29 protein-coding genes, 1 tRNA gene and 1 pseudogene are annotated in these 22,587 nt (G+C 68.6%); 16 read left to right on the top strand and 15 right to left on the bottom strand.

The genetic code is table 11. The annotated features are described in order from the left end of the window. Positions 1 to 52 precede the first annotated feature (52 nt). From B4V04_RS13590 to sdhC, 6 genes are all read right to left on the bottom strand, one after another. Positions 53 to 688, bottom strand: coding sequence for a uracil-DNA glycosylase (locus tag B4V04_RS13590; protein WP_498232284.1), 636 nt, complete (start codon positions 686 to 688; stop codon positions 53 to 55). Positions 689 to 764: 76 nt separating this feature from the next. Then, positions 765 to 983, bottom strand: a complete 219-nt coding sequence (locus B4V04_RS13595) for a helix-turn-helix domain-containing protein (RefSeq protein ID WP_498232285.1) — start codon at positions 981 to 983, stop codon at positions 765 to 767. A gap of 265 nt (positions 984 to 1,248) precedes the next feature. Further along, the gene (locus B4V04_RS13600) at positions 1,249 to 3,078 is read right to left on the bottom strand and encodes an FAD-binding protein (RefSeq protein ID WP_498232286.1); all 1,830 of its coding nucleotides are present in this window, start codon (positions 3,076 to 3,078) and stop codon (positions 1,249 to 1,251) included. 52 nt (positions 3,079 to 3,130) lie between these two features. Then, positions 3,131 to 4,021 (bottom strand): succinate dehydrogenase/fumarate reductase iron-sulfur subunit, encoded by an 891-nt coding sequence (locus B4V04_RS13605; protein ID WP_498232287.1) that lies wholly within the window; start codon positions 4,019 to 4,021, stop codon positions 3,131 to 3,133. A gap of 7 nt (positions 4,022 to 4,028) precedes the next feature. Next, positions 4,029 to 4,400 carry a succinate dehydrogenase/fumarate reductase transmembrane subunit gene (locus tag B4V04_RS13610; protein WP_144796694.1) on the bottom strand — a complete coding sequence of 124 codons (372 nt, stop codon included), beginning with the start codon at positions 4,398 to 4,400 and terminating at the stop codon, positions 4,029 to 4,031. Between the two features lies 1 nt (position 4,401). Beyond that, entirely contained in the window at positions 4,402 to 4,827 is a 426-nt protein-coding gene (sdhC, locus tag B4V04_RS13615; protein ID WP_144796692.1) for a succinate dehydrogenase, cytochrome b556 subunit, read from the bottom strand. Between the two features lie 153 nt (positions 4,828 to 4,980). On the opposite strand from sdhC, the gene B4V04_RS13620 reads away from it, so the two are divergent. The 8 genes from B4V04_RS13620 (at position 4,981) to B4V04_RS13655 (ending at position 10,050) form a co-directional block, all read left to right on the top strand. Further along, complete coding sequence (locus B4V04_RS13620; protein ID WP_092566404.1) at positions 4,981 to 5,175, top strand: cold-shock protein; 195 nt, start codon at positions 4,981 to 4,983, stop codon at positions 5,173 to 5,175. Positions 5,176 to 5,371: 196 nt separating this feature from the next. After that, positions 5,372 to 6,064, top strand: coding sequence for a TetR/AcrR family transcriptional regulator (locus tag B4V04_RS13625; RefSeq protein ID WP_498232288.1), 693 nt, complete (start codon positions 5,372 to 5,374; stop codon positions 6,062 to 6,064). Positions 6,065 to 6,139: 75 nt separating this feature from the next. Next, positions 6,140 to 7,519, top strand: a complete 1,380-nt coding sequence (locus B4V04_RS13630) for an MFS transporter (RefSeq protein ID WP_498232289.1) — start codon at positions 6,140 to 6,142, stop codon at positions 7,517 to 7,519. Positions 7,520 to 7,651: 132 nt separating this feature from the next. Then, positions 7,652 to 8,326 carry a phosphate signaling complex protein PhoU gene (phoU, locus tag B4V04_RS13635; protein WP_498232290.1) on the top strand — a complete coding sequence of 225 codons (675 nt, stop codon included), beginning with the start codon at positions 7,652 to 7,654 and terminating at the stop codon, positions 8,324 to 8,326. A 91-nt stretch (positions 8,327 to 8,417) separates the two neighbouring features. Then, positions 8,418 to 8,816, top strand: coding sequence for an acyl-CoA thioesterase (locus B4V04_RS13640; RefSeq protein WP_498232291.1), 399 nt, complete (start codon positions 8,418 to 8,420; stop codon positions 8,814 to 8,816). Between the two features lie 47 nt (positions 8,817 to 8,863). Next, positions 8,864 to 9,103, top strand: coding sequence for a glutaredoxin family protein (locus B4V04_RS13645; RefSeq protein ID WP_498232292.1), 240 nt, complete (start codon positions 8,864 to 8,866; stop codon positions 9,101 to 9,103). Beyond that, positions 9,100 to 9,633: a cob(I)yrinic acid a,c-diamide adenosyltransferase gene (locus B4V04_RS13650; RefSeq protein ID WP_498232293.1), complete on the top strand. Its 534-nt coding sequence runs from the start codon at positions 9,100 to 9,102 to the stop codon at positions 9,631 to 9,633. The genes B4V04_RS13645 and B4V04_RS13650 overlap by 4 nt, the downstream gene beginning before the upstream one ends. A 135-nt stretch (positions 9,634 to 9,768) precedes the next feature. Beyond that, positions 9,769 to 10,050 (top strand): DUF7553 family protein, encoded by a 282-nt coding sequence (locus tag B4V04_RS13655; protein WP_498232294.1) that lies wholly within the window; start codon positions 9,769 to 9,771, stop codon positions 10,048 to 10,050. 42 nt (positions 10,051 to 10,092) lie between these two features. Here B4V04_RS13655 and B4V04_RS13660 read toward each other — a convergent pair whose 3' ends face one another. Next, positions 10,093 to 10,614, bottom strand: a complete 522-nt coding sequence (locus B4V04_RS13660; RefSeq protein ID WP_498232295.1) for a hypothetical protein — start codon at positions 10,612 to 10,614, stop codon at positions 10,093 to 10,095. Between the two features lie 83 nt (positions 10,615 to 10,697). Between B4V04_RS13660 and B4V04_RS13665 the strand changes: the two genes are divergently transcribed. The 5 genes from B4V04_RS13665 to B4V04_RS13685 all read left to right on the top strand — a co-directional run bounded on the left by B4V04_RS13665 (position 10,698) and on the right by B4V04_RS13685 (position 15,261). Then, a tRNA-Val gene (locus B4V04_RS13665) sits at positions 10,698 to 10,772 on the top strand. Positions 10,773 to 11,052: 280 nt separating this feature from the next. Further along, positions 11,053 to 12,342 carry an MFS transporter gene (locus tag B4V04_RS13670; protein WP_498232296.1) on the top strand — a complete coding sequence of 430 codons (1,290 nt, stop codon included), beginning with the start codon at positions 11,053 to 11,055 and terminating at the stop codon, positions 12,340 to 12,342. Positions 12,343 to 12,440: 98 nt separating this feature from the next. Then, entirely contained in the window at positions 12,441 to 12,869 is a 429-nt protein-coding gene (locus B4V04_RS13675) for a dCTP deaminase/dUTPase family protein (RefSeq protein WP_498232297.1), read from the top strand. Between the two features lie 80 nt (positions 12,870 to 12,949). Continuing rightward, a complete protein-coding gene (locus B4V04_RS13680) occupies positions 12,950 to 14,473 on the top strand; it encodes a carotenoid oxygenase family protein (protein ID WP_498232298.1) in 1,524 nt (507 codons plus the stop codon). A gap of 68 nt (positions 14,474 to 14,541) precedes the next feature. Beyond that, complete coding sequence (locus tag B4V04_RS13685; protein WP_498232299.1) at positions 14,542 to 15,261, top strand: SDR family NAD(P)-dependent oxidoreductase; 720 nt, start codon at positions 14,542 to 14,544, stop codon at positions 15,259 to 15,261. A 20-nt stretch (positions 15,262 to 15,281) separates the two neighbouring features. Here the strand turns inward: B4V04_RS13685 and B4V04_RS13690 are convergent, their stop codons facing one another. Then, on the bottom strand, positions 15,282 to 15,587 hold the full coding sequence (locus B4V04_RS13690) for a putative quinol monooxygenase (protein ID WP_498232300.1): 306 nt from the start codon (positions 15,585 to 15,587) through the stop codon (positions 15,282 to 15,284). A gap of 143 nt (positions 15,588 to 15,730) precedes the next feature. On the opposite strand from B4V04_RS13690, the gene B4V04_RS13695 reads away from it, so the two are divergent. Next, entirely contained in the window at positions 15,731 to 16,000 is a 270-nt protein-coding gene (locus tag B4V04_RS13695) for a HalOD1 output domain-containing protein (protein ID WP_498232301.1), read from the top strand. A 39-nt stretch (positions 16,001 to 16,039) separates the two neighbouring features. On the opposite strand, the gene B4V04_RS13700 is transcribed toward B4V04_RS13695, so the two are convergent. From B4V04_RS13700 to B4V04_RS13710, 3 genes are all read right to left on the bottom strand, one after another. Beyond that, a complete protein-coding gene (locus B4V04_RS13700) occupies positions 16,040 to 16,396 on the bottom strand; it encodes a DsrE family protein (RefSeq protein WP_498232302.1) in 357 nt (118 codons plus the stop codon). 101 nt (positions 16,397 to 16,497) lie between these two features. Continuing rightward, on the bottom strand, positions 16,498 to 17,082 hold the full coding sequence (locus tag B4V04_RS13705; RefSeq protein ID WP_498232303.1) for a hypothetical protein: 585 nt from the start codon (positions 17,080 to 17,082) through the stop codon (positions 16,498 to 16,500). A 68-nt stretch (positions 17,083 to 17,150) separates the two neighbouring features. Beyond that, on the bottom strand, positions 17,151 to 18,611 hold the full coding sequence (locus tag B4V04_RS13710; protein ID WP_498232304.1) for a dihydrolipoyl dehydrogenase: 1,461 nt from the start codon (positions 18,609 to 18,611) through the stop codon (positions 17,151 to 17,153). Positions 18,612 to 18,714: 103 nt separating this feature from the next. Between B4V04_RS13710 and B4V04_RS13715 the strand changes: the two genes are divergently transcribed. Then, positions 18,715 to 19,158, top strand: coding sequence for a VOC family protein (locus B4V04_RS13715; RefSeq protein ID WP_498232305.1), 444 nt, complete (start codon positions 18,715 to 18,717; stop codon positions 19,156 to 19,158). Between the two features lie 48 nt (positions 19,159 to 19,206). Here B4V04_RS13715 and B4V04_RS13720 read toward each other — a convergent pair whose 3' ends face one another. The 4 genes from B4V04_RS13720 to B4V04_RS13735 form a co-directional block, all read right to left on the bottom strand. Next, positions 19,207 to 20,118, bottom strand: coding sequence for a sulfite exporter TauE/SafE family protein (locus tag B4V04_RS13720; RefSeq protein WP_498232306.1), 912 nt, complete (start codon positions 20,116 to 20,118; stop codon positions 19,207 to 19,209). 3 nt (positions 20,119 to 20,121) lie between these two features. Beyond that, a complete protein-coding gene (locus B4V04_RS13725; protein WP_498232307.1) occupies positions 20,122 to 20,403 on the bottom strand; it encodes a hypothetical protein in 282 nt (93 codons plus the stop codon). Between the two features lie 3 nt (positions 20,404 to 20,406). Then, positions 20,407 to 20,838, bottom strand: a complete 432-nt coding sequence (locus B4V04_RS13730; protein ID WP_498232308.1) for a hypothetical protein — start codon at positions 20,836 to 20,838, stop codon at positions 20,407 to 20,409. Positions 20,839 to 20,968: 130 nt separating this feature from the next. Continuing rightward, on the bottom strand, positions 20,969 to 21,484 hold the full coding sequence (locus tag B4V04_RS13735) for a redoxin domain-containing protein (protein ID WP_498232309.1): 516 nt from the start codon (positions 21,482 to 21,484) through the stop codon (positions 20,969 to 20,971). A 179-nt stretch (positions 21,485 to 21,663) separates the two neighbouring features. On the opposite strand from B4V04_RS13735, the pseudogene B4V04_RS13740 reads away from it, so the two are divergent. Next, a pseudogene (locus tag B4V04_RS13740) lies at positions 21,664 to 22,448 on the top strand (TSUP family transporter). Positions 22,449 to 22,587: the final 139 nt, after the last annotated feature.

Here is a 22,587-nt window from a genome sequence, read left to right on the forward strand (position 1 = left end):
GTCGAACGAGCGACCGCCACACCGGCGGGTCGCGACGACCCGGATTCGGTTCTCAGCGGCTCTGCCGCCCTTTGGTCTGCCGGTAGTCCCGGCTCAACACGCTCTCGCGCATGTGCTCGCGGAAGGCGTCGGCCTCGGCGTCGGTCATCTCGGTCGGCTCCTTCATCGGCACCAGCTCGAACCCCCGCCCGCGGATCGTCGTCGCGTGCTCGGCGTCGACGTCGAAGGAGTCCGGGCGGCGCGTCGTGTACTCGACCGCGAGCTCGCGGAGCGGTCGGTCCCCGACGGGGACGATGATCTGGGGGTTTATCATCCGGATCTCCGCGTTGAGGAACGGCTCGCAGGTGTCGACCTCGCGGTCGGTCGGCTCGCGGTCCGGGTGTCGACACCGCGTCAGGCCCGTGAAGAAGACGTTCTGGACGTCCGGCTCCGCCGCGTCCGGCGGCGACCGGACGAATCCGAGATCGGCGAAGATCGACTGGACGCGTTCGCCGCCGCCGGACCCCGTGAACGGCACGCCGTTCTCCTCGGCGGCCGCGGTCGGCCCGGTTCCGACGACGAGGAACTCGGCGCCCACGTCGCCGTAGCCGTGGACGACGCGCTCCCGCGCGTCGCACAGCTCGGGGCAGTTCTCGCAGGCCGTGTCCATCCCGAACGGGTTCCGGAGCTCCTGTTGGTTCGCGTCCACGGACGCACTGCGTCCCGCGAGCCCCTAAACGCTCCGCTGGGGGCGCCGGTCGTCGAGAAGCTGCGAACGAGCCGGATCAGTTCAGTTCGTAGGTGTCGCCGTCGGAGTCCACCATCCCCTCCCGCTTGAGGGTCTTCAGGATGCTGTACAGCGAGATCTTCTTCATTCCGAGCGAGTCGCCCATCTCCGAGACGGTGGCGTCGCCGTTCGTCGTCAGGTACAGGTACACGAGCTTCGCGCGGGGGGACTGCAGCTCCGGCGGTAGGGCCGGCGCCGCGGTGCGTGTCTCTATCATCTTGTCCGAAGCGTCGAGTTCGACGATAATAAATCCCCTATTCAACGATCGTCGAAATCCTCCAGAGAGGCCCTGAGTCGGTTTAGACCGCCTGAAAACGGGAACACAGTGATCGCGGGACCGACGCGTAGTCGGCATCGATGCCGAAACGCGCCGGTCGTTTCGACCGACGACGGATAGGAAATCGTGAACGATCCGGGACGATCGTGTCGGAGCGACGGCCGCGAAACGACCGAATCGTAGCCCTCGCGTCGCGTCCGACGGCTCAGTACGAGCGACTCTTCGGCTCGTACGTCTTGTCCTCGCCCTCGAGGATAGTCGGCTTGTACCAGAGCTCGGGCTCGCCGTCGTTCCACGAGACGAGCGTGTGTTTGAGCCACTCCTCGTCTTTCCGCTCCTGGTGTTCCTTCCGCCAGTGAGCGCCGCGGAACTCCTTCCGCGCGAGCGCGCCCATCGTGAGCGCCTCGGCGATGTCGAGGATGTTCCGCGTCTCCATCGTGTGGATCAGGTCGGTGTTGAACGTCCGCGACGGGTCGGAGACGGCGACGTCTCTGTACGTCTCGCGCGCCTCGTGAAGGTCGCCGAGGGTCTCCTCGAGCCGGCCCTCCTCGCGGAACACGTTGACGTTGGCGGTCATCGTCTCCTGGACCTGCGAGCGGATCTCCGCGTGGTTGCGCCCCTTGCGCGCGAGGAGCTCCTCGACGTAGTCCTCGGCGCGCTCGACGGCGGTACCGAGCACGCTCTCGGCGTCGGACGCCACCGCGCCGCCGTCGGCCGCGGCGGGGCCCTGTCCGCCGGTCTCGCCGACCTCGACCTCGAACTCGTACTCCGCGGGCTCCCACTCGCCGTCCTTGCCGGTCGTGATCTCGGCCTCGCCCATGTCCTCGCCGGCGGCGTGGCGGCCGGCGCGCTTGCCGAAGACGATGAGCTCCGGGAGCGCGTTGCCGCCGAGGCGGTTCGCGCCGTGGACCGACGCGCAGGCGCACTCGCCGGCGGCGTACAGTCCGCCGATGACGGTCTCGCCGAACTCGTTCGTCTCGATGCCGCCCATCGCGTAGTGCTGGCCGGGCTTGACCGGCATCGGCTCCGTGAGCCCGTCGGCGCCCTCGAAGTCCTCCGCGAGGTGGAGGATGTTCTCCAGCCGGTCGAGGATGCGCTCCTCGCCCAGATGCCGCATGTCGAGGTGGACGTACTCGTCCTCGATGCCGCGCCCCTCGTTGACCTCGGTCAGCTCGGCGCGGGAGACGACGTCGCGGGAGGCGAGCTCGCCGTCGTTGTTCGCGTACCCGTGCTCGAACATGAACCGCTCGCCCTTCTCGTTGTAGAGGATGCCGCCCTCGCCGCGGACGCCCTCGGAGATCAGGACCCCCGTCGACGGCAGCGTCGTCGGGTGGAACTGGATGAACTCCATGTCCTCCATCGGGACGCCCGCGCGGTACGCCATCGCGACGCCGTCGCCGGTGTTCGCGACCGCGTTGGTGGTGTGGTCGAACACCTGGCCCATCCCGCCCGTCGCGAGGATGACGCCGCCGTCGGCGCGGAAGCCGCTCACCTCGCCGCTCTGGATGTCGTAGGCGACGACGCCGTGGCAGGTGCGGTCGGCCGGGTCCTCCTCGTCGGTGACGGCGAGGTCCATCACGTGCCACTCGTCGTACACCGTGACGCCGCGTTTGACCACCTGCTCGTACATCGTGTGGAGCATCTGGTGGCCGGTCTCGGCGCCGGCGTACGTCGTCCGGGGGAAGGAGAGCCCGCCGAACGGGCGCTGGGAGACGCGGCCGTCCTCCTCGCGGGAGAACGGCATCCCCCAGTGTTCCAGCTGGATGACCTCCTCCGGGCTCTCCTTACAGAGGGCCTCGACCGCCGGCGCGTCGCCGAGGTAGTCCGACCCTTTCATGGTGTCGTACGCGTGGTCCTGCCAGGAGTCGGCGTCGCGCAGCGCCGCGTTGATTCCGCCTTCGGCCGCGCCCGTGTGCGAGCGGACCGGGTGGAGTTTCGAGACGATGGCCACGTCGGCCCCGGCTTCCTGTGCCGCGATCGCCGCCCGGAGTCCCGCCCCCCCGGCGCCGACAACGATGACGTCGTGTTCGTGCATTGTGATATGGTATTTCGTTGGTTCCGTAGTCCCTTGAGGGTGTCTCCCGCCGCTACCAGAACTTCAGGTTGCTCTTCACCGCTTCGCGCTTCAGCTCCTGGATGTGCTCGGTGAGCGGGATGTCCTTCGGGCACACCTCGGTACAGGAGAACTGGGTCTGACACCGCCAGACGCCGTGCTCCTGCTCGATGATCTCCAGCCGCTTCTGCTTGATGTCCTCGCCCTCGCGCTCGTCCATGGCGAACCGGTACGCCTTGTTGATCGCGGCGGGCCCGAGGTACTCGTTGTCGCCGGCGGCGATGTTACACGAGGACATGCAGGCGCCACACCAGATACAGCGCGTCGACATCTTCACCTTCTCGCGGTTCTCCCGCGTCTGGCGCTGCTCCTCCAGTTCGCCGTCGGGGTACTCGTTCGTCTGGAAGTACGGCTCGACGGCCTCCATCTGGTCGTAGAAGTGCTCCATGTCGACGACGAGGTCCTTCTCGACCTCGGCGTGCGGGAGCGGCTCGACGCGGATCGGCTCCTCGAGGTCGACGATCTGCGTCTTACACGCCAGCTTCTGGCCGCCGTTGACGAACATGGCGTCCGAGCCGCAGACGGCCTGCCGACAGGAGTGGCGGAACGTGAGCGAGGAGTCGTAGTTGTCCCGCGAGTACATCAGCGCGTCGAGGACGGTCATCCCCTTGGTGAACGGGACGTGGAACGTGTCGAACCGGGGCTCCTGTTTCCCCTCCACCTCGGGGTCGTACCGGAACACCTTCAGCTCGATCGTCTCCTCGTCGGCCGCGGCCTTCTCGGCCTCCTCGGCCTGCCGACGGGCGCGCTCCTCCGCGGCCCGGCGGCGCTTCTCCGTCCGCCGCTCGTCGCCCTTGGAGGGGGCTTCGGCCTCTGCTTCGGTCTCGCTCGATTCCTCGGTCTGCTTGGGTATCTGTGTGCTCATGGTCGGTTCAGTAGAGTCCGATTCCCGCCCACGCGTTCGCGGTGCGCACGCCCTGAACGATCAGGACCGCGCTCGCGGCGACGAGGGTCCACTTGATGACGGTGCGTTTGGTGCCGGTGAGCCCCTGGTTGACGAGGGCGTTGTACACCCCGTTGACCCCGTGGAACGTCGCCGTCACGAGGAAGAGGATCATCAGCGAGTAGTAGCTGATCTGCTCCATCCGCGCCGAGCTGGCGAGGAACGACACCTCGTCGGCGTGGTGGACGAAGTGGAGCAGGAAGAAGTGGAAGGCCAACACGACGAGCAGGAACGCCGCCGTGATCCGCTGGAGCAGCCACATCCGGCCGCCCGACTTGAACGAGGAGTAGCGCTCCGCCATCTCAGAATGCCCCCGCGATGAACGTCGGCACCGACGCGACGGTGATCGCTCCGGTCAAGATCAGCGACGCGTAGAAGCTCTTGTCCTGTGCGTCCAGGCCTACGCCGAGGTCGACGAGGAGGAGTCGGGTGCCGTTGAGCATGTGGAAGACGGCCACCGCGAGCAGGCCGACCTCGAGGAGCCGCACTAAGAGCAGGCTCTCGAGGCTGACGATCGTCTGGGTGTACACGTCCTCTCCGGCCATGATCGCGGCCTCGCCCGCGCCCGCAGCCGGGATTCCGGTGCTCAACACGGCGATGTGGGTGAACAGGTAACCGATGAGCACCCACCCCGTGAACTTATGGAAGATCCAGGCCCACATCCCCGCCTCGAACTCCCGCCACCGACTGAAGTCCTCGATGAGGCCTCGATTGTACGACTGACTCATGTCTAACGGTTCCGCACTGGGGTCGTATAGTAGTTTCTAACACGGCGGGATCGACCCCGACGGACCCCTGCCGTATCGTGATATGATCACGAGTAGCACGGCGGCCTCGTTCGCGGAAGCCTTTTACGTACTCCTCTCGCTCTTACGGACGCAATGGCGAAAGGGAAGGTTGACTTCTTCAACGACACCGGCGGCTACGGATTTATCGAGACTGACGACGCGGACGAGGACGTGTTCTTCCACATGGAGGACGTCGGCGGCCCGGACCTCGAGGAAGGTCAGGAAGTCGAGTTCGACATCGAGGAGGCGGACAAGGGTCCGCGCGCCACGAACGTCACCCGTCTGTAACCGCCGGCGACGTTTCAAGGTTGTATCGGCTTTTCGACCGTTCTACACCCGTGAGCGACCGCCGCGTTCGCGGACCGCGGGCGGTTTGAGAGCGCGGTTCGGCGGTCCTCGAACGGGAGTCGATCGCGACCCGTGAACCGGCCGTTCGGACCCCGACCGTTAGGGATTTATCAGTTGCTGACTGACCGGTCAGTCAATGAGCGACCAGCCGAGCGCGGCCGAGGAGATCATGGACGGGGTCTACCGCGCGCTCCGCGCCCACGGCTACGCCGACGTGACGATGCAGGACATCGCCGACGAGTGCTCGAAGAGCAAGTCGCTGCTCCACTACCACTACGACACGAAAGAGGACTTACTCGTCGCGTTCCTCGACTACGTCATCACCGACTCGGAGGCGCGGATCCGCGCCCACGCCGACGACCCCCCGGTCGAGCGGCTCGCGGGGTTCGTCGGCTGGTTCGTCTTCGAGGCCGACGCCGTCGACCGCGAGGCGTTCCACATCGCCCTCCTCGAACTCAGGACGCAGGGGCCGTTCAACGAGCGCATCCGCGAGCAGCTCGTCAGGAGCGACCGCCTGCTCCGCGGCACCGTCGCCGACATCCTCGAGTCGGGGATCGAAGCGGGAACGTTCCGCGAGGTCGACGTCGGGGAGACGGCGGCGCTCGTCGTCGCCACCCTCGACGGCGCGCGGACCCGACAGATCACGCTCACCGGCGGTGACGGCGACGACGCGGTCGACATCGACGACCTCCCCGAGCCGACGTACACCCGCCGAGTCGCCGAGGCGACCCTCCAGCGGATCGTCGAGCCGCTGCTCGTCGAGGACGTGGCGCTCCCCTCGCTGGAAGACGGCATCGCCGAGATGAACCGCGCGGACGAGGGGGAATGACCGCCGTCGCGGCGCGGTGCGGGCGGAACTCGCCGCGACGCGGGAGCGATCCTGCGTCCCCGAGGGGCCCCTGAGATGGGGTGGTTCGGCTTCGACCGCCCGCCGACCGTGCTGCTCGCGGTGATCGCCAGCACGTTCTTCGTCGGGTTCGGCGGCGGCGTCGTCTTCCCGATCCTCCCGAACCTCGGCGCCGTCCTCGGCATCTCGGCGTTCATGGTGGGCGTCATCCTCTCGGCGAACCGCTGGGTGCGGCTCGTCGCGAACGCGCCGGCCGGGGCCCTCGTCGACAGGTACGGGACGCGCAAGCCGTTCGTGTACGGGCTCTTAGTCGAGGGGATCGCCACCTTGGGGTACGTCGTCGCGCTCGCGATGCCGCCGGCGGAGTCGCTCCGTCCCCTCGCGGCGTCGCTGCCGCGGTTCGCGGTCGGCGCCGTCGCGATCGGTCCGGACTGGTGGTTCGCGCCGCTGTCGGTCGTCGTCGCGCCCGAGACGTGGTTCCTCCTCGCGCGGATTCTCTGGGGGTTCGGCTCCGCCGCGGTGTTCGCGACCGCCTACACCATCGCCGCCGACCTCTCCGACAGCGGGTCGCGCGGGACGAACATGGGCGTCGTCCGCGGCGGCATCACGATGGGGTTCCCGGCCGGGCTCGTGCTCGGCGGGATCGTCTCGTCGCTGGCCGGCAACGCCGCCGCGTTCGTCGTGGCCGCCGCGTTCGCGCTCACCGCCAGCGTCGTGGCCCACCGGTACGTCCCGGAGACGCACGTCACGGACGACCGCTCGGGGGACTCGATCAAGCCGTGGGACGTCGACACCGCGGTCCCGGCGCTCACGGTCGGGCTGGTCAACTTCGGGCTCCTGTTCGCGTACATCGGCGCGCTGTTCTCCACGCTCGTGCTGTTCCTCGGCGAGAACGACATCTCGCTGTTCGGGCTCGCCCCGCAGGGGACCTCCGGGCTGTTCATGGCCGGGACCGTCCTCTCCGCCGCCTTCTTCATGCTCGTCGGCGGTCGGATCTCGGACACGCGGGAGTCGCGCACGCCGATCCTGCTGACCTTCCTCGTCGTCTCGTGCGTCGGGTTCCTGCTGCTCGCCCGGTCTGGGTCGGTCGTCGACCTCGCGCTCGCCTGCGTCTTCATCGGCGCCGGACAGGGCGGCACGAGCGGCCCGATGATGGCGCTGCTCGCCGACCTCACCCCCGACGAGCGGATGGGGCGGGCCTCCGGGACGAACAACGTGTTCGGCGACGTCGGCGGCGGGCTCGGGCCGATGGTGTCGCTGCCGCTGATCGAGACGGTCGGCTTCGCGCCGATCTACGCCGCGTGCGCGGTCATGCCGCTCGCCGCGGGCGTGGCGCTGCTCGTCGGCGTCCGCCGCGAGACCGGGACGTTCCTCCCGGGGCGCACCGCCGACGACTCGGCGGACACCGCCGACGACGCGATCGACGCGGAGTCGTAGTCGACAGCGACTCCCCGATGCGGGAGCGCGTGCGACCGCGATCGCGACGGTCGCACGCCGGCCGGGGAGAAAACCGATCGTTCGGTCGCCGACGTGTTTTTATACGTCCGGTGAGGCGAATACGCCAAGACGATGCCACGCGAACAGTACCAGTCGAAGCTGGAGGGGCTCCGCGACGACGTGCTCTACATGAGCGAGCTCGTCGCGGAGCGGCTCCGGATGGGCCTCGACGCCTTGGAGACCCAGGACGCCGCGCTAGGCGAGGAGGTCATCACCGGCGACGCCGAGATCAACGACCTGTACCTCGAACTGGAGGGGCAGTGCACCGACCTCATCGCGCTCCAGCAGCCGGTGGCGGGCGACCTGCGGTTCATCGCGGCCTCGTTCAAGATCATCACCGACCTCGAGCGGATCGCGGACCTGGCGACGAACCTCGGCGGATACGCCAAGCAGGCCGACCGCGAGGTGTTCCCCGACGTCGACGTCCAGCGCATCGGCGACGACACGCTGGCGATGCTGGACGAGGCGATGGACGCGTACGCGGAGTCGGACCCGGAGCTGTGCTACGCCGTCGCCGAGGCGGACGAGGACCTCGACGCCGCCTGCGAGGCCGCGAGCGAACTCGTCGTCCGCGACCTCATCGAACGCGACGAGCTCCGCGAGGAGGCGGACGTGGAGGGGACGATGCGGAACGTCTCGCGGCTCCTCCTCACGATCCGCGACCTGGAACGCGTCGGCGACCACGCCGTCAACATCGCCGCCCGGTCGCTGTACATGATCGAGAACGACGACGAGCTGCTGTACTGACGACGGCTCCCTCCGTTTTCATCGACCGACGCCGGACGCGGCCGCCGACCGATCCCGACGCCTACATACCGCCTCCCGCGGAGGACCCGACATGAGCACGTACGCGACCGAGATCGACGTCCGATTCCGAGACATCGACGCGATGGGCCACGTCAACAACGCCGTCTACGCGACGTACGTCGAACAGGCCCGGACGGAGTACTTCCGCGACGTCCTCGACGCCGACCTCTCGCGGGTGTCGACGGTGTTGGCGTCGCTCTCGCTGGACTTCCGCCGGCCGGTCGAGCTGACGGACGGGACCGTCGCGGTCGAGCTCGACGTCGCCGAGATCGGTCGCTCGAGCGTGACCATGACGCACGAGCTGCGGGTCGACGGCGCGGTCGTCGCCGAGGGCGAGGCGACGCTCGTCAGCCTCGACCCCGACTCCGGCGAGCCCGCGCCGGTCCCGCCGGCGTTCCGCGAGGGGATGGCGTCGTACCACGAGCTGTAGGTCGCCGAGGCCGTACCTTCTTGCCGCCGCGCGCCGTTCGGTCGGTCATGGCGATCCGACTCTACGCGCTCGACGGCTGTCCGTGGTGCGAGAAGGTGTCCGGTGCGCTCGACGACGCCGGAATCGAGTACGAGACCGAGTGGGTGGACGCGCTCCACTCCGACCGCGACGAAGTGAAGCGTGTCAGTGGCCAGCGCGGCGTCCCGGTCCTGATCGACGAGGACCGCGGCGTGACGATGGCCGAGAGCGCGAACATCTTAGAGTACGTCGACCGGACCCTCGCATGACCATCTACACCGGACGCGGCGACCAGGGCGACACCGACCTCCGAGATATGAGTCGGGTGTCGAAGTCCAGCCCGCGGATCGAGGCGTACGGGACCGTCGACGAGGCGAACGCGCTGATCGGGACCGTGCGCCCGACCGGGCACGACGACCTCGACGACCTGCTGGAGACGGTCCAGAACGACCTCCACGTGGTGCAGGCGGACCTCGCGAACCCGGACCCGGAACCCGACGATCCGCAGGTCGAGCCCGAGCTGGTCGAGAGTCTCGAGGACCGGATCGACGCCTTCGACGAGGAGCTGGAGCCGCTGACGTCGTTCGTCCTCCCCGGCGGCGGCGAGTCGGGCGCGCGCCTCCACCACGCCCGGACCGTGACCCGCCGCGCGGAGCGCCGGGTCGTCGAGCTCGCGCGCTCCGAGCCGATCAACGAGACGGTGGTCTCGTACCTCAACCGCCTCTCCGACCTGCTGTTCACGCTCGGCCGGGTCGCGAACGCGCGCGACGGCGAGCCCGAGGAGTCGCCCTCGTACTGACGGGTCCGCGGGGGAGCCTCCTCCGCGTCGACGACGAGACGGACCGGCGAGCAGCGGCGATCGAGTGTCGGCGCACAATCCTGTCGCCTCCGCGCGGCCACAAAGAATATATCCGTCGCCCTCCAAAGGACAAATATGAGCAAGCACTTCGAAGACGCACGGTACTACCTCGGTCGAGCGGCGGAGCACGCGAAGGCGGGCGTGAAAGAGGAGCTGGAGCCGGTCGAGGCCCGCGTGAAGGACCTCGTCGGCCGCGGCGAAGACGAGCCGGAGCCCGAGGCGTCGCGACTCGACAAGCTCCAAGCCGATCTGAAGAAGCTCGAGGAACGCGCCGAGGGCGAGGCCCGCGAGGCCGTCGGATCGGCCCGCAAGCGCGTGAAGGAGTACCGCGGCCACGACGCCGCCGAGGACGAGTAGGCGTTCGACCCGCGCCTTTTTAAGATCCTTCGCGGCGCTATTTCACCGTCCGGTCGAGTCGCGCTCGGCGTCGACGGCGAGCCGCGCTCCCGCCGGACGTACCGCGTACTCGACCCCTTCCCGCTCGAACAGCGCGCGGGTGCGCTCGACCCCCTCCTCGGCGTCGACGTCGTTCGCCCGGTAGTGGCGGATCGGGTGGCGGATCCACGACGGCTCCCAGTGAGCGTACACGTCGGTCGTCGAGCGGTCGGGACCGACGAACAGCGCGAGGTGCAGCTGGTCGTCGCTCGCGAGCGCGCCGTCGGGATAGCGCACCCAGCTGGCGACCGACGTCTCCGGCGGGGTCGCGTAGTCGCGGAACTTCAGCGAGGAGACGAGGTTGCGGACGAAGCCGAGCCGGTGAAGCTGCGCCTCGACGAGCGGGTACGGCTCGCGGAGCGTGAGCGCGTACTGGTCGCGGGGCGTCTCCCGTTCCGCGTACAGCCCGAACGCCGACAGCGGGAGGTGCAGCAGGCTCGCGACGCCTTGTCGCACGCGTTCGAGGAATCGGAGCTCGTGGGTCATGGGCGGATCGTGGGGCGCTCGGGGAATGAATCCTCGCGACAAAGTAACCCTTAAGTCCGGAGGTCGGATACCTCGACACGAGCGGGCTGGTGGTCTAGCCAGGTTATGACGGCTCCTTCACACGGAGCAGGTCGGCGGTTCGAATCCGCCCCAGCCCATTTCTGTCGACGCCGCAACCGCGAGCGACAGCGAGCGGTCCACGTCGACGAGATGGTGCCGCGGATTCGAAGCAGGGAGCGAAGTGAGCGACAGCGAACGGAGCGACCGAGGTTCGAATCCGCCCCAACCCATCAGGTTTCTTGTTGCGTCTGAAGGAGCGTTGAGCGACGGCTCGGTGTCGACGCGGCTGACGCGCCCAATCCGCCTCCGAATCCAGCAGCCGCCGCCGGGTCTCTCGACCTTTTATACCCGTACCCGCTACACCGCCCACCGCGATTCATGGCCCTCGGAGATTCGGTGCGGCTCCTGCGCGACGCGGAGTTCGGATCGCTGGCCGGCACCGCCTTCGCGCGCAGTCAGGCGTACTCGACGATCCTCATCGCGCTGGCGCTGTACGCGGATCTGTTCGGGACCACCGGGTTCGTCGAGGGGCTGTTCGGAGCCTCCTTCGCTCTCGTCCAGTTGGTCGTCGTGCTCCCGCTGGGCCGCGCGGTCGACACGGGGAACGCGAAGCGGTATCTGCTCGCCGGCTTCCTGCTAAACGTCGCCGTCTTCCTCGGCTTCGTCTTCGTGAACGGCCCGGTCCACGTGATCCTGGTCCGGATGGTGCAGGGGCTCGGGGCGAGCCTGCTGTGGATCACGGGCGCGACGGTCATCGGCGAGATCAGCCCCGACGACGACCAGGGGCTCTGGCTCGGCTCGTACAACCAGTTCGCCTCCGTCTCGTCGCTCGCGGGCGACCTCCTCGGCGGCTACCTGCTGTACGCCTACGGGTTCACCGAGGCGTACGCGGTCCTCTCGCTCATCACGCTCGGGGCGTTCCTGCTGGTGTGGCGCTTCCTCCGCGACGATCCCGGCGGACAGAAGAGCCCTGAGGAGTCGGGCGGGATCGAGACGTTTCGGTCGCTGCTCGCGCTCCCGATGCTCCGATCGCTGGTCGTGTTCCGGTTCACGTTCAGCGTCGGCAAGATGGCCGTGATCATCTTCCTCCCCATCTACGCGCGGACGTCGTTCGACATCTCGGCGTTCGCCATCGGTTGGATCATGGCCGGCGGGAAGGCGACGAAGGCGGTCACGCAGGGGTTCGTCGGCGGGCTCACCGACCGGTACGGCCGCCGCCACGGGTTCGTCGCGCTGGGCGCGCTCCTGTACGGCGTCGGCACCGCGGCCGTCCCGCTGGCGGCGTACTTCGAGGGGACGGTGTCGCCGGTGACGGTGTCGTACCTCGGCGACTCGCAGACGCTCGGCGGCGCTTTCTTCGCGCTGTTCGGCGCGTACTCGCTGCTCGGCGTCGCCGACTCGATCCGGCTGCCGGCGAGCATGTCGCTGTTCGTCGACGAGGGCGAGCGCCACGAGTCGGTCGCGAGCGCCATGTCGTTGCGCTCCATCTCCTGGAAGGTCGGGCAGGTCCTCGGCCCGGTCATCGTCGGGACGACGATGGACTTCACGACGACGGAGACCGGGTTCCTGCTCGCGGCCGCGTTCATCGCCTTCGCCACGACGCTGTTCGTCGTCCAGTCGCGCCGCGCGGCCGCGACCGGGGACCCCGCGGACCGGATCGCCGACTGAGACGGGATCGCGGCGCCGGCCCCGCCGATCACGTGCGGCGCCCCGTCGCTCACGGCGCCGCGTGCCTTTAGGTCGCTTCGGCGGCAAGGGACTCACCGATGTCGTCGTACGCGATCCACATCGACGGACTCGTACACGAACCGACCCAGACCGAGGGCGACGGCGTCGACCTGACCGTCGCCGAGGTCTACGAGATCACCGGGCCGGGGCGCGTCGACTTCGGCGGCGGCGAGCTCGAGGCCGCCGCGACCGAGCCGCGCGAGCGCGAGAAGCGCGACCCCGACGACGAGTACGGGTGGTGGTCGCTCGACGCCGGCACGTACCTCGTCGAGCACAACGAGTCGATCGCCGGGAGCGACCTGCGGTTCACGGTCCAGACGCGGGACGCGCTGCTGGAGCGAGGTGCCTTCCACCCCACGCTCCGCGTCGCGGAACTGCCGCGTGTCCCGCTGTCCGTCGGCGACGCCGGGATCCGGATCAAGGAGAACGCCCGGATCTCGACGGTGGTCGACGCCGACCCGGCGTGAGCCGTCCGCGCTGCGGTCGGTGGCCCGACCGCGCTCGCGTCGCCGTCAGACCTTAGCCCGCCGCGCCCCGGGTGACTGTCATGAACTCGCACGCCGGGTTCCACTCGCTCCGCGAGGAGACGGCCGCGTCGATTCCGGTGCGCGGCGACCTGCCGACGTGGCTCCGGGGGAGCCTGATCCGAAACGGTCCCGGGGCGTTCTCGTTCCCGGACGGCAGCGAGGTGGACCACTGGTTCGACGGACTCGCGATGCTGTACCGATTCACCTTCGATCCGGGGGACACCGCCGATTCGGTGACCGGGGATGACGGCGACGGCGACACCGACGCCGTCCACTACCGCAACCGCTTCCTCCGGACGGACGCGTACGAGGCGGCGACGAGCGGCGAGTTCGAGGGCGGCTTCGCCACCGGCGAGACGACGCTCCGTTCGCGGCTGGCGACGTTCCTCGCCGAGCCGTACGACAACGCGAACATCGTCGCCGAGCGGGTCGGCGACGCGTACGTCGCGCTGACCGAGTCGCCGCGCGGGGTCCGGTTCGATCCGAACACGCTCGAAACGACGGGGTACGCCGACCGCGAGGGCGACGCGCCGAGCGGCCAGCTCTCCTGTGCCCACTTCAAGCGCGACCCGGCGACCGGCGCACTCGTCACCGTCGACACCGAGTTCGGGCGGACGAGCCGGTACCACGTCACCGCGTGGACCGCCGACGGGGACCGGCGCCACGTCGGCAGCGTCGAGACCGACCGGCCGGCGTACATGCACAGCTTCGCGCTCACGCCGCGGTACGTCGTGCTGACGGAGTTCCCGCTCCGGCTCGACCCGCGTCGGTTTCTGAAGCCGGGGCGACAGCCCCCGTTCATCGAGCAGTTCGAGTGGGAGCCCGAGCGCGGGACCCGTATCGTCGTGCTGGACCGGACGACGGGAGACGTCGTCGCGGAGCCGGTCGCCGACCCCCTCTTCGGCTTCCACCACGTCAACGCCTTCGAGCGCGACGGCGGGGGCGAGGTCGTCTTCGACCTGGAGACGGTCCCGGACGCGGCCGCGATCGACTCGCTGTACCTGGAGAACGTCCGCGCCGGCGAGATGGGCGCCATCGCCGGTCGAATCGAGCGATTCACCGTCGACGTCGGGACGGCGACCGGGACGGAGAGGTACGGCGGGGGCGCGACCGGAGGCGACCGTGACGACGCGACGATCTCCCGCGAGACCCTCTACGACGACGGCAGCGCGCTGCCGACGGCGTCGCCCGCGCGGTGGTGTCGCGAGCACCGGTACGTCTACGCGATGGGCATGGACACGCCGGTCACCGAGTGGGCCCGTCGGATCCTGAAGCTGGACGCCGAGGCGGGGACCGTGGAGACGTTCGACGCGGGCGGCGACTACTTCGGCGAGCCGATATTCGTGCCGGCGCCCGACGGCGAGCGCGAGGACGACGGAGTCGTGCTGACGGTCGCGCTCGACGTCGACGCCGACCGGTCGCGCCTGCTCGTCCTCGACGGCGCGACGTTCGCGGAGCGCGCCCGGGCGACGCTGCCGCACGCGGTCCCGTTCGACTTCCACGGCCGGTACTTCCCGGAGCTCCGGGCGGCGGCGGGCGGGTGAGGTCGGACCGCGGTGACGCCCGCCGCCGGAGCGACCACCGTTTTCACCCGGCGGTCCGTAGCGCGGGTATGACTCGCACGGCAGTCGTCGCCGGGGTCGGTCCCGGACTCGGGGAATCGCTCGCGCGGAAGTTCGCGGCGGAGGGCTGTCGGGTGGCCCTGTTCGCCCGCTCGACGGAGTACATCGAGGAGCTCGCGGACGACCTCCCCGACCCCGGCGAGGGGCTGGCGGTCACGACCGACCTGACCGACGTCGAGGCGATCCGGGACGGCTTCGAGGCGGTGCGCAAGGCGTTCGGACCGGTGGACGTCCTCGTCAACCACGCGAGCGCGGCGTCGTGGACCGGGCTCATGGACACGAGCGTCGAGGCGTTCGAGGAGGCGTGGGCGGTCAACGGCCGCGGTGCGTTCGTCTGCTCGCAGGAGGCCGTCGACGACATGCTCGCGGCCGGGGGCGGCACGGTGATCTTCACCGGCGCGACCTCGGCGGTGCGCAGCCGCGGCGGCGCGATCGGGTTCACGGCCGCGAAGTTCGCCGCCCGCGGGATGGCGATGGACATCGCGCAGGAGTTCGGCGGCGACGGCGTGCACGTCGCGCACGTCGTGATCGACGGGCAGATCGACTCGTCCGGCGCCCGCGAGCGCGACCCGGACCGCGAGGCGGAGACGTTCCTCGATCCCGACGAGCTGGCCGAGACGTACTGGCACCTGGTCGAGCGGGACGACGTCGGGACGCAGCCGTTCGAGGTCCACGTCACGAACGGGCCGAATCCCTCGGAGTTTATTTAAAAAGGGCCGCGAGCCCTCCGTCAGAGCTCCAGTTCGTCCGCCGACTCGACCTCAAACCGCGTGACCTCCGGCTCACCGGCGAGGAGGTCGGGGAGCGCCGCCTCGAACTCCTGGAAGTGGTCGGTCTGCGAGTGCGCCTCGAACGCGGCCTCGTCCTCGTACCGCTCGAAGAAGCGGACCACGTTCGGGTCCTCGACGTCGACCGCCGGTCGGTAGTCGATCATCCCCGGCTCGGCGCGCGACTTCTCGGCGAGTTCGGCGATCATATCGAGCGCCTCGTCTCGCGTGTCGGGATCGAGCGGGAAGACGGCGTGTAAGACGATCATTGCGGTCCCCGATCCGCGGGGGAAATGCATAAATCTCCGCCGCGCTGGCGACCGGTTCGGGCAGGTGGACGCGCGTCCGTTTCTTTTGATTACCCGTTGGGGTATCCTTACTAATTTATAATCAGCGGATAGTACCAGAAATCATGAGCGACCAGATCAACGACGAAATCATCCACCGGGAGTTGGAGACGGACAGACAGGAGCCCGTCGCTCAGGTCGTGGAGATCGTGGCCGATCTCGAAGGGGAAGATCAGGAGAAACTGACGCCCGGGTACACCCAAGTCGATCACATCCTCGAGCACGTGTTCTCGAATCCCCCGATCCCGGAGGCCCAGGTCGAGATCACGTTCAGCTACGAGGGGTACCGCATCACGGTCGAACAGAGCGGTAGCGCGCGGTTCGTCAAACTGTAGCGCTCACGTCCGCGAGGCGGTCCGAACGGCGACGGCCGCTCAGAACGTGATGATCTCGTAGTCGTCGTCGACGAGCGAGCGAATGCTCGGGTGACCGTCGTGGTCGTCGAGCGTGACGAGGCCGGCGTCGGAGACGGCGTCCTCGACGCCGAACGCGCCGGAACAGTAGTCACACACCGCGGCGTCGTCGCGGACTGCCTGGTAGAGCTCGTGGTAGTCGCTCTCCTCGTCTTCCAGCTCCGGGATCCACTGCGTCCCGGCGCCGTCGAAGATGAGCTCGAGCTCGTCGCCCTCGGTCTCGGCGAACTCCTTCGCGGCCTCGAGCGCGTTCGCGAGGCGGCCGTAGTCGGCGTGCGATTCGTTGCCGGCGAGAATCACGATTGCTGCTTTTGCCATCGTGTCCGTTTATAAACGTCACCCGTACAAAACCCACCCGCGGGTGTGTGTCCGGAACGCCGATTCGGCATGCGATGACGTGACACAGATAGCCCGGCGCCTCACGGACAGTCGCTCGCTTTGACCGACCGCGGGTCAGTTCCCTGGTCGACCGTACGCACCGCTCCCGGGTCGAGATCGACCACGGCGGCGACCCCGCCGTAGCCGTGCGTCTCGTCGTGACCCCGGACGACGACGCAGGTCACCTCGTCCGGGACCGCGACGGTGTCCGACCGCGTGAACGGCTGCTCGGAGTGCGCGTGGAGCAGCTCCCGCCGACCGAGCCGGGAGCCGTCGAGCCGCTCCACCTGCCACCAGTTCGCGTACCCCTCCTCACCGTCGTCGTCGTGGTGCAGCGTCACGTCGAAGGCGTACCCAGCGTCGGTCGGTTCTACGGCGACGTCGACGACGTTCGCCTCCCGGAGATCGAGGTCCTCGCCGCCGTCAGTCCCGGTTCCGTCGTCCGAGCCGGGGGTCTCATCGGCTTCCTCCGTGCCCTCCCCGTCGTCTGTGTCGTCCCCGTCGCCGACGCCTTCTGCCCCGCCAGTGTCGTCCGCGCCGCGGTCGGAACAGCCGGCTAGCAGCCCGAGCGCGACGACGCCGCCGGTCAGTAACCGCCGACGGGTGGCGTTTCGGGATCGGACCATGGGGATCGTTGGAGGGCGAGCGTCAAAACGTCTCCCCGATCCGATCGGAGGCGAGCGACCGCCGCCGCTCAGCCGTGATGGTGGTGGTCGTGGCCGCCGCCCCTGGAGAACTGCCCCGAGAAGGCCCGGTCGACGACCTCGCAGAGCGCGGGGTGGATGTGCACCGCGTCGCGGATGTCCGCGACGGTCCCCGAGCCGGCGGTCATCGCGACGACGACCTCCTCGATCAGGTTCGACGCCTCGGGGCCGACGATGTGACACCCCTCGATGTTCCCGTCGAGGTCGATGAGCACCTTCACGAACCCGTCGGCGTGCATCGCGCTGCCGCGGGCCGTCTCGTCGTACGCGTATGTGTTGGTGGCGTACTCGACATCAGCCTCGCGGAGGTCCTGCTCGCGCACGCCGACACCAGCCACTTCGGGCGAGGCGAACACCGCAAACGGCATCGCCGAGTAGTCGACGGGTTCCGGCTCGTCACCCAGCAGGTTCCGGATCACGGCCTTCGCCTCGTGGTTCGCGCTGTGTTTCAGCAGGTACTCGCCGACCACGTCGCCGAGCGCCCACACCCCCTCGGCGTCGGTCCGCAGGTACTCGTCGGTCTCGACGAACCCGTCCTCGTCCGTCTCCACGCCGGTCGCGCCGAGGTTCAGCGCGTCGGTGTTCGGGCGCCGGCCCGCGGCGACGAGCAGCGCGTCGCCCGAGACCGTCACGCTCTCTGCCTCGTCGGGCGCGCCGACCGTCTCGCCGCCCGCGCGGACCGCGTCGGCCTCGGGGTACGGGCGGGCTTCGACGGTCACCTCGCCGTCCGTCTCGTCGGCCGCGACGGCCTCGTAGCCGGTGTACACGTCGAACCGGTCGGCGTAGCGGTCGGTGAACGCCGCGCCGACCTCCGCGTCCGCCTCCGGGAGGAGGTGCTCGCGCCGGCCGACGATAGTCACGTCGCTGCCGAACGTCCCGAAGAAGTGGCCGAGTTCGGCCGCGATATAGCCGCCGCCGACGATTACGAGGTGCTCCGGCGGCGTCTCCAACCGGAGCGCCTCCGTGCTCGTGAGGTAGTCCACGTCCTCGATCCCCTCGATCGGGGGGATCGAGGGACGGGTGCCAGTCGCGACGAGGACGATGTCGGCCCGCAGCGTGGCGCCCACGTCGTCGCCGTCGACGATCTCCACGGTGCGGTCGTCGACGAACCGGCCGGTCCCCTCGAACAGGTCGTGAGCGTTCGACGAGGAGAGCCCCCGACGAATGGACTCGGAACTCTCCGAGACGTCCTCGTTCACTTTCCGGACGATCTCCGCGAAGTCGACGCCGTTGACCTCGACGTCGATCTCGAAGGCGCCGGCGCCCTCGATCGTCTCCATTACGTCGGCGTGGTAGAGGAGCTGTTTCGAGGGGATGCAGCCGCGGTTGAGACAGGTCCCGCCGAGCCGCCCCTCCTCGACGACCGCGACCGAGTTCCCCCGGCCGGCCATCGCGTTCGCCACGTCCAGTCCGGACCCCGACCCGATCACGAGAAAGTCGAACTCCTGCATGGCCCCGACGACGGTGCCCAACGCCATCAAAGTCCGCAATGGTGCCCGCGATACACGACCGCTCGGCGACGGAGTATTACGTCGCCTTCCCGAGAAATCACGCATGTCCGAGAACGACTCTGCCGCTCGGCTCGTCGGGATTAATCACGTCGCACTGCCGGTCGGCGACGTCGAGGCGGCGACGGAGTTCTACGGGTCGGTGTTCGAGTTCGAGGTACGTGGCCGCTCCGACGCCGGCGTCTTCCTCGACATGGGCGACCAGTTCCTAGCGCTAATGGAGACCGCGGCTGACGCGAACGGCGACGGCACGATCGACGACCACCGGCACGTCGGGCGCGCGCTCGACGAGCACGGCGTCGAGACGCTCGACACGAGCGGGCTCGACTTCCGCGACCCGTGGGGGAACCGGCTACAGGTCGTCGCGTACGAAGAGGTCCAGTTCACGAAGGCGGACCACGTCCGGGACGGGATGAGGCTTTCCGACCTCGAGAAGTCGGCGACCGCGCTGGCGGAACTCGTGGCGAAGGGGATGGCCCCGGAGGAGTGATTGCCCGGATCGCGACCCGAGCGCCGTCGGTTCCCCTCGAGTCGCGTCTCAGACGCCGAACGTCGTCACGAGGACGATCCCGCCAACGATCCCGAAGACGACGCCCAACCCGCGCTCCATGAGTCCGCTCGGGACGTGCTTGCCGACGCGGGCGCCGACCGTTCCACCAACGAGCACCCCTGGGATCGACCAGACCACCACGTACCAGACCGGCGTCGCCGCCAGCGCGTGGACGGCGGCGCCGGCGACCGCGGCGATCGCGAGCACGAACACCGACGTGGCGACGGCGACTCGCGGCGGCATCCGACACCGCGCCACGAGCTGGGTCGTCACGATCTCGGGGAGGCCGGCACTGATCAATCCCGTGATCGCTCCGCCGAGCGCCGCGAGCGCGACGCCCGGCGGGCGCCAGCAGGTTGGGTAGACGAACCGCTCGCCGTCGCTGGCGTTGACAATGGTGGTACCGCACTCCGCGTTCTTCTTTTCGAGGAACTCCCCTTCCCGCTCGCCGGGCTCGGTCTCCTCCGGGGAGTCGAAGTACAACAGGAACCCGCCGAGCACGAACAACCCGACGCCGAACCCGCCACGCAACAGCGTGTCTGGGACGTAATGTGCCGCGAACGAGCCGATCACGATCGCCGGGAGCGCGCCGACCAGCAGCCACTTTGCGGTCGCGTAGTCGACGACGCCCTGTTTGACATACGACCGGAGCCCGTTGCCCATGCCGAACACCTCGGTCATCAGGCCTGCGCCGACCGCCTGCGCGGGGCTGAGCCCGACGGCCAACAGAAAGAACGGGCTGAAGAAGAGCGCGCCCGAGACGCCGGCCGCGATAGCGATCATCGAGAACAGCACCGACGCGGGGAACACCCACCAGTGATCGAGGATTCGATCGACCGACACCGCCGAGAGCAGCGGCAGCGGGTCGACCCCAGTCGCTAGTGCGAGTACGCCTGGCATCGCTTACTCCGGATGGTGAGCGCCGTGCCCGACCCACAGCAGCAGCAGATGCGTCGCGATCGCGAGCGGTAGCCAGCCGACCGGCAGCGCCGCCGCGACGGGGTCGACGCTCCCGACGACGTACGTCGCCGGGAACGCGATCGCCGTCCAGAACGCGGCGTGTCGAACGGTCGCCTCTATCCCGCGACCGACCGCCGATCCGGCCGCCGCGGTACAGCTGTGTACCGGGCGGTCGTCGCGCAGGCATCCCGGGCCACGACCGTCCGCGTTCGTGTTCGTGCCCACGCCTTACACCGGGAGCAGCGCGATTCCCGCGCCCAGTATGACGCCGTAGACGACGTGGAAGAAGCCGAACGCAGCCATCGTCTTCGGGTCGGGTTCCATTGCGAGGACGATGCGCATCCAGAACATCATTCCGCCGACCATCAGGACGAGCCCGAAGGCGAGTCCCCACAGGACGCTCCCGACGAGGGCACCGGCGCCGACAGCGAGCCCGAGTGCGGTCGCACCGACTGCGAAGGCAGCCCCAGCGCCGACCCCGTACAGCATGTGGAGCAGCATACCCTGTTTCATGTACGCCTCGGGCCCCTCGTCGCCGACGTACTTCGCCCAGAGGACGGCGGTCGGCGGCGGCGAGTCGTCTCCCATCGTCATCATGAACATCGTCATGACAACGGTCGCGATCAGTCCAGCGATCAGTCCGGTGAGTATGCTTACCATGATATGTGACACGCGCCGGCGAGCCGACGCAGGTTACCTCTAGTAACCTAGATGCGAGACTATCGGATAAAGGCGCGCGAACGAGTCGGTAACCGGGTTACCCGTAGGTAATGGATTCCGACGAATGACCTCACAGATACGACTTCCCGTCCGGCAGTTCGCACTCGTCGCCGTGACACCGCGCGGCGTGCTTGACGGCTTCGAGGTCAGGCTCGTCGCCCGTCTCCTCGCTTCGCCACGCGTACTGGACGATACGGTCGGGATCGACCACGAAGAGGGCCGACCGCGCGACCCCGCGGTGGTCATCGATCTCGTCGGCTCGCACCCCGTACGCCTCTGCGACGCGACCGTCGCTGTCCGAGAGGAGCGGAAAATCGATCCGATGCTGTTCGGCGAACGCGCGGTGGCTGTAGACGCCGTCGGTGGAGACTCCGAGCACGACGGTGTTTTCCAGCAACGACAGCGTCTCGCTGTCTCTGAGCGTACACATCTGGCTCGTGCAAACGGGGTGGAAGTCAAACGGGTAGAACACGACCACCACCGCCCACCCGTTGTCGGCGTACTCGGCCAGCCCGTGCGTGTCGATTCGTCCGCCGCCCGCACCGGGAAGCTCGAACGTCGGCGCCGTCTGTCCGGTTTGGAGCATACTTGAATAACGACGGCCGACGGGTATGAGTCTCGGCCGATCGTGCGGTGTGATCGCACACACCTCAATACGTATCCGAGAGCCCGAGAGCCGCCGTCAGCACACGGCCGACCTCGCGCCCGTGTCTCGGCACTACACAGTCAGCGGTTATTTATGAATAACCGCGTCATCTCAGGCGTATGACCCTCGCGCTCTCCGTCGAACTGGTGGCGACGATCGCCGTCGTCGTCGGGGTCGCGGGCGCCGTCAACGGGGTCGCAGGGTTCGGATTCGCCGTCGTTGGGACCATGGTACTCGCCGCGACGCTCGATCCCGCGACCGCCGTCACGTTCATGATCATTCCGATGTTCGCCGTCAATCTCGCGCTCGTCGGCGATCTCACCCGCGAGGAACTTCGCACGTGCGGGATCCGGTTCGCGCCGCTGCTCGTCGCCGCTCTCATCGCACTCTCCTCGGGATGGCACTCCTCGACCGGCTCCCGGAACCCCCGCTCCGGATCCTGCTCGGGTTCGTCTCGCTCGGCTTCGTCGCGACGAATCAGCACGCCGTCCCGTTACCGTCCCTCGCTGTCGTGAGCGAGCGGGAGTTCGCCGATACGCCGCTCGTCATGGCGATCGTCGGCGTCGTCTCCGGTGTCCTGTTCGGCGCGACGAACGTGGGAGTCCAGCTCGTCGCGTTCGTTCGGAGTTTCGACCTCTCACACGGGCTGTTCGTCGGTGTCGTCGCGCTCGTGTTCGTCGGCATCAACGGTCTGCGAGTTGGCGCTGCTGGAGCGCTCGGGCTCTACCCGGATTTCGGTCTCGTCCTCGCATCAGTCGCCGCCGCGGTCCCCGCCGTCGCGGGCGTCGCGGTCGGAAAACGTCTCCGTGAGCGCGTGAGCGAACGCCTCCGGCACGGGGTCGTCCTGGGGCTGTTGACGGTCATCGGCGTCCGGCTGATCCTCGGCGGCGCGGGAATCCTCTGACCGCCGGCGGCGATATCGCCCCTTCCGCCGCATTCATCGATTTAGCCGCCACCGAATCGTTACGGCCGCGACGACCACGGTTGCGAACGTGACACCGCCCGAGATCAGCGCACCGCGAGCGCTCGACGCGCCCGTTGAC

The organism is Halorubrum sp. B52 (assembly GCF_059752555.1).

Excerpts from the sequence above, each read along its gene's own strand:
- sdhC (WP_144796692.1), bottom strand. The coding sequence starts at position 4,827 with ATGAGTCAGTCGTACAATCGAGGCCTCATCGAGGACTTCAGTCGGTGG.
- B4V04_RS13670 (WP_498232296.1), top strand. The coding sequence starts at position 11,053 with ATGGCCCTCGGAGATTCGGTGCGGCTCCTGCGCGACGCGGAGTTCGGA.
- B4V04_RS13705 (WP_498232303.1), bottom strand. The coding sequence starts at position 17,082 with ATGGTCCGATCCCGAAACGCCACCCGTCGGCGGTTACTGACCGGCGGC.
- B4V04_RS13690 (WP_498232300.1), bottom strand. The coding sequence starts at position 15,587 with ATGATCGTCTTACACGCCGTCTTCCCGCTCGATCCCGACACGCGAGAC.
- B4V04_RS13630 (WP_498232289.1), top strand. The coding sequence starts at position 6,140 with ATGGGGTGGTTCGGCTTCGACCGCCCGCCGACCGTGCTGCTCGCGGTG.
- B4V04_RS13710 (WP_498232304.1), bottom strand. The coding sequence starts at position 18,611 with ATGCAGGAGTTCGACTTTCTCGTGATCGGGTCGGGGTCCGGACTGGAC.
- B4V04_RS13625 (WP_498232288.1), top strand. The coding sequence starts at position 5,372 with ATGAGCGACCAGCCGAGCGCGGCCGAGGAGATCATGGACGGGGTCTAC.
- B4V04_RS13695 (WP_498232301.1), top strand. The coding sequence starts at position 15,731 with ATGAGCGACCAGATCAACGACGAAATCATCCACCGGGAGTTGGAGACG.
- B4V04_RS13645 (WP_498232292.1), top strand. The coding sequence starts at position 8,864 with ATGGCGATCCGACTCTACGCGCTCGACGGCTGTCCGTGGTGCGAGAAG.
- B4V04_RS13720 (WP_498232306.1), bottom strand. The coding sequence starts at position 20,118 with ATGCCAGGCGTACTCGCACTAGCGACTGGGGTCGACCCGCTGCCGCTG.
- B4V04_RS13675 (WP_498232297.1), top strand. The coding sequence starts at position 12,441 with ATGTCGTCGTACGCGATCCACATCGACGGACTCGTACACGAACCGACC.
- B4V04_RS13685 (WP_498232299.1), top strand. The coding sequence starts at position 14,542 with ATGACTCGCACGGCAGTCGTCGCCGGGGTCGGTCCCGGACTCGGGGAA.
- B4V04_RS13610 (WP_144796694.1), bottom strand. The coding sequence starts at position 4,400 with ATGGCGGAGCGCTACTCCTCGTTCAAGTCGGGCGGCCGGATGTGGCTG.
- B4V04_RS13660 (WP_498232295.1), bottom strand. The coding sequence starts at position 10,614 with ATGACCCACGAGCTCCGATTCCTCGAACGCGTGCGACAAGGCGTCGCG.
- B4V04_RS13605 (WP_498232287.1), bottom strand. The coding sequence starts at position 4,021 with ATGAGCACACAGATACCCAAGCAGACCGAGGAATCGAGCGAGACCGAA.
- B4V04_RS13595 (WP_498232285.1), bottom strand. The coding sequence starts at position 983 with ATGATAGAGACACGCACCGCGGCGCCGGCCCTACCGCCGGAGCTGCAG.
- B4V04_RS13680 (WP_498232298.1), top strand. The coding sequence starts at position 12,950 with ATGAACTCGCACGCCGGGTTCCACTCGCTCCGCGAGGAGACGGCCGCG.
- B4V04_RS13735 (WP_498232309.1), bottom strand. The coding sequence starts at position 21,484 with ATGCTCCAAACCGGACAGACGGCGCCGACGTTCGAGCTTCCCGGTGCG.
- B4V04_RS13700 (WP_498232302.1), bottom strand. The coding sequence starts at position 16,396 with ATGGCAAAAGCAGCAATCGTGATTCTCGCCGGCAACGAATCGCACGCC.
- B4V04_RS13730 (WP_498232308.1), bottom strand. The coding sequence starts at position 20,838 with ATGGTAAGCATACTCACCGGACTGATCGCTGGACTGATCGCGACCGTT.
- B4V04_RS13620 (WP_092566404.1), top strand. The coding sequence starts at position 4,981 with ATGGCGAAAGGGAAGGTTGACTTCTTCAACGACACCGGCGGCTACGGA.
- B4V04_RS13650 (WP_498232293.1), top strand. The coding sequence starts at position 9,100 with ATGACCATCTACACCGGACGCGGCGACCAGGGCGACACCGACCTCCGA.
- phoU (WP_498232290.1), top strand. The coding sequence starts at position 7,652 with ATGCCACGCGAACAGTACCAGTCGAAGCTGGAGGGGCTCCGCGACGAC.
- B4V04_RS13600 (WP_498232286.1), bottom strand. The coding sequence starts at position 3,078 with ATGCACGAACACGACGTCATCGTTGTCGGCGCCGGGGGGGCGGGACTC.
- B4V04_RS13715 (WP_498232305.1), top strand. The coding sequence starts at position 18,715 with ATGTCCGAGAACGACTCTGCCGCTCGGCTCGTCGGGATTAATCACGTC.
- B4V04_RS13640 (WP_498232291.1), top strand. The coding sequence starts at position 8,418 with ATGAGCACGTACGCGACCGAGATCGACGTCCGATTCCGAGACATCGAC.
- B4V04_RS13655 (WP_498232294.1), top strand. The coding sequence starts at position 9,769 with ATGAGCAAGCACTTCGAAGACGCACGGTACTACCTCGGTCGAGCGGCG.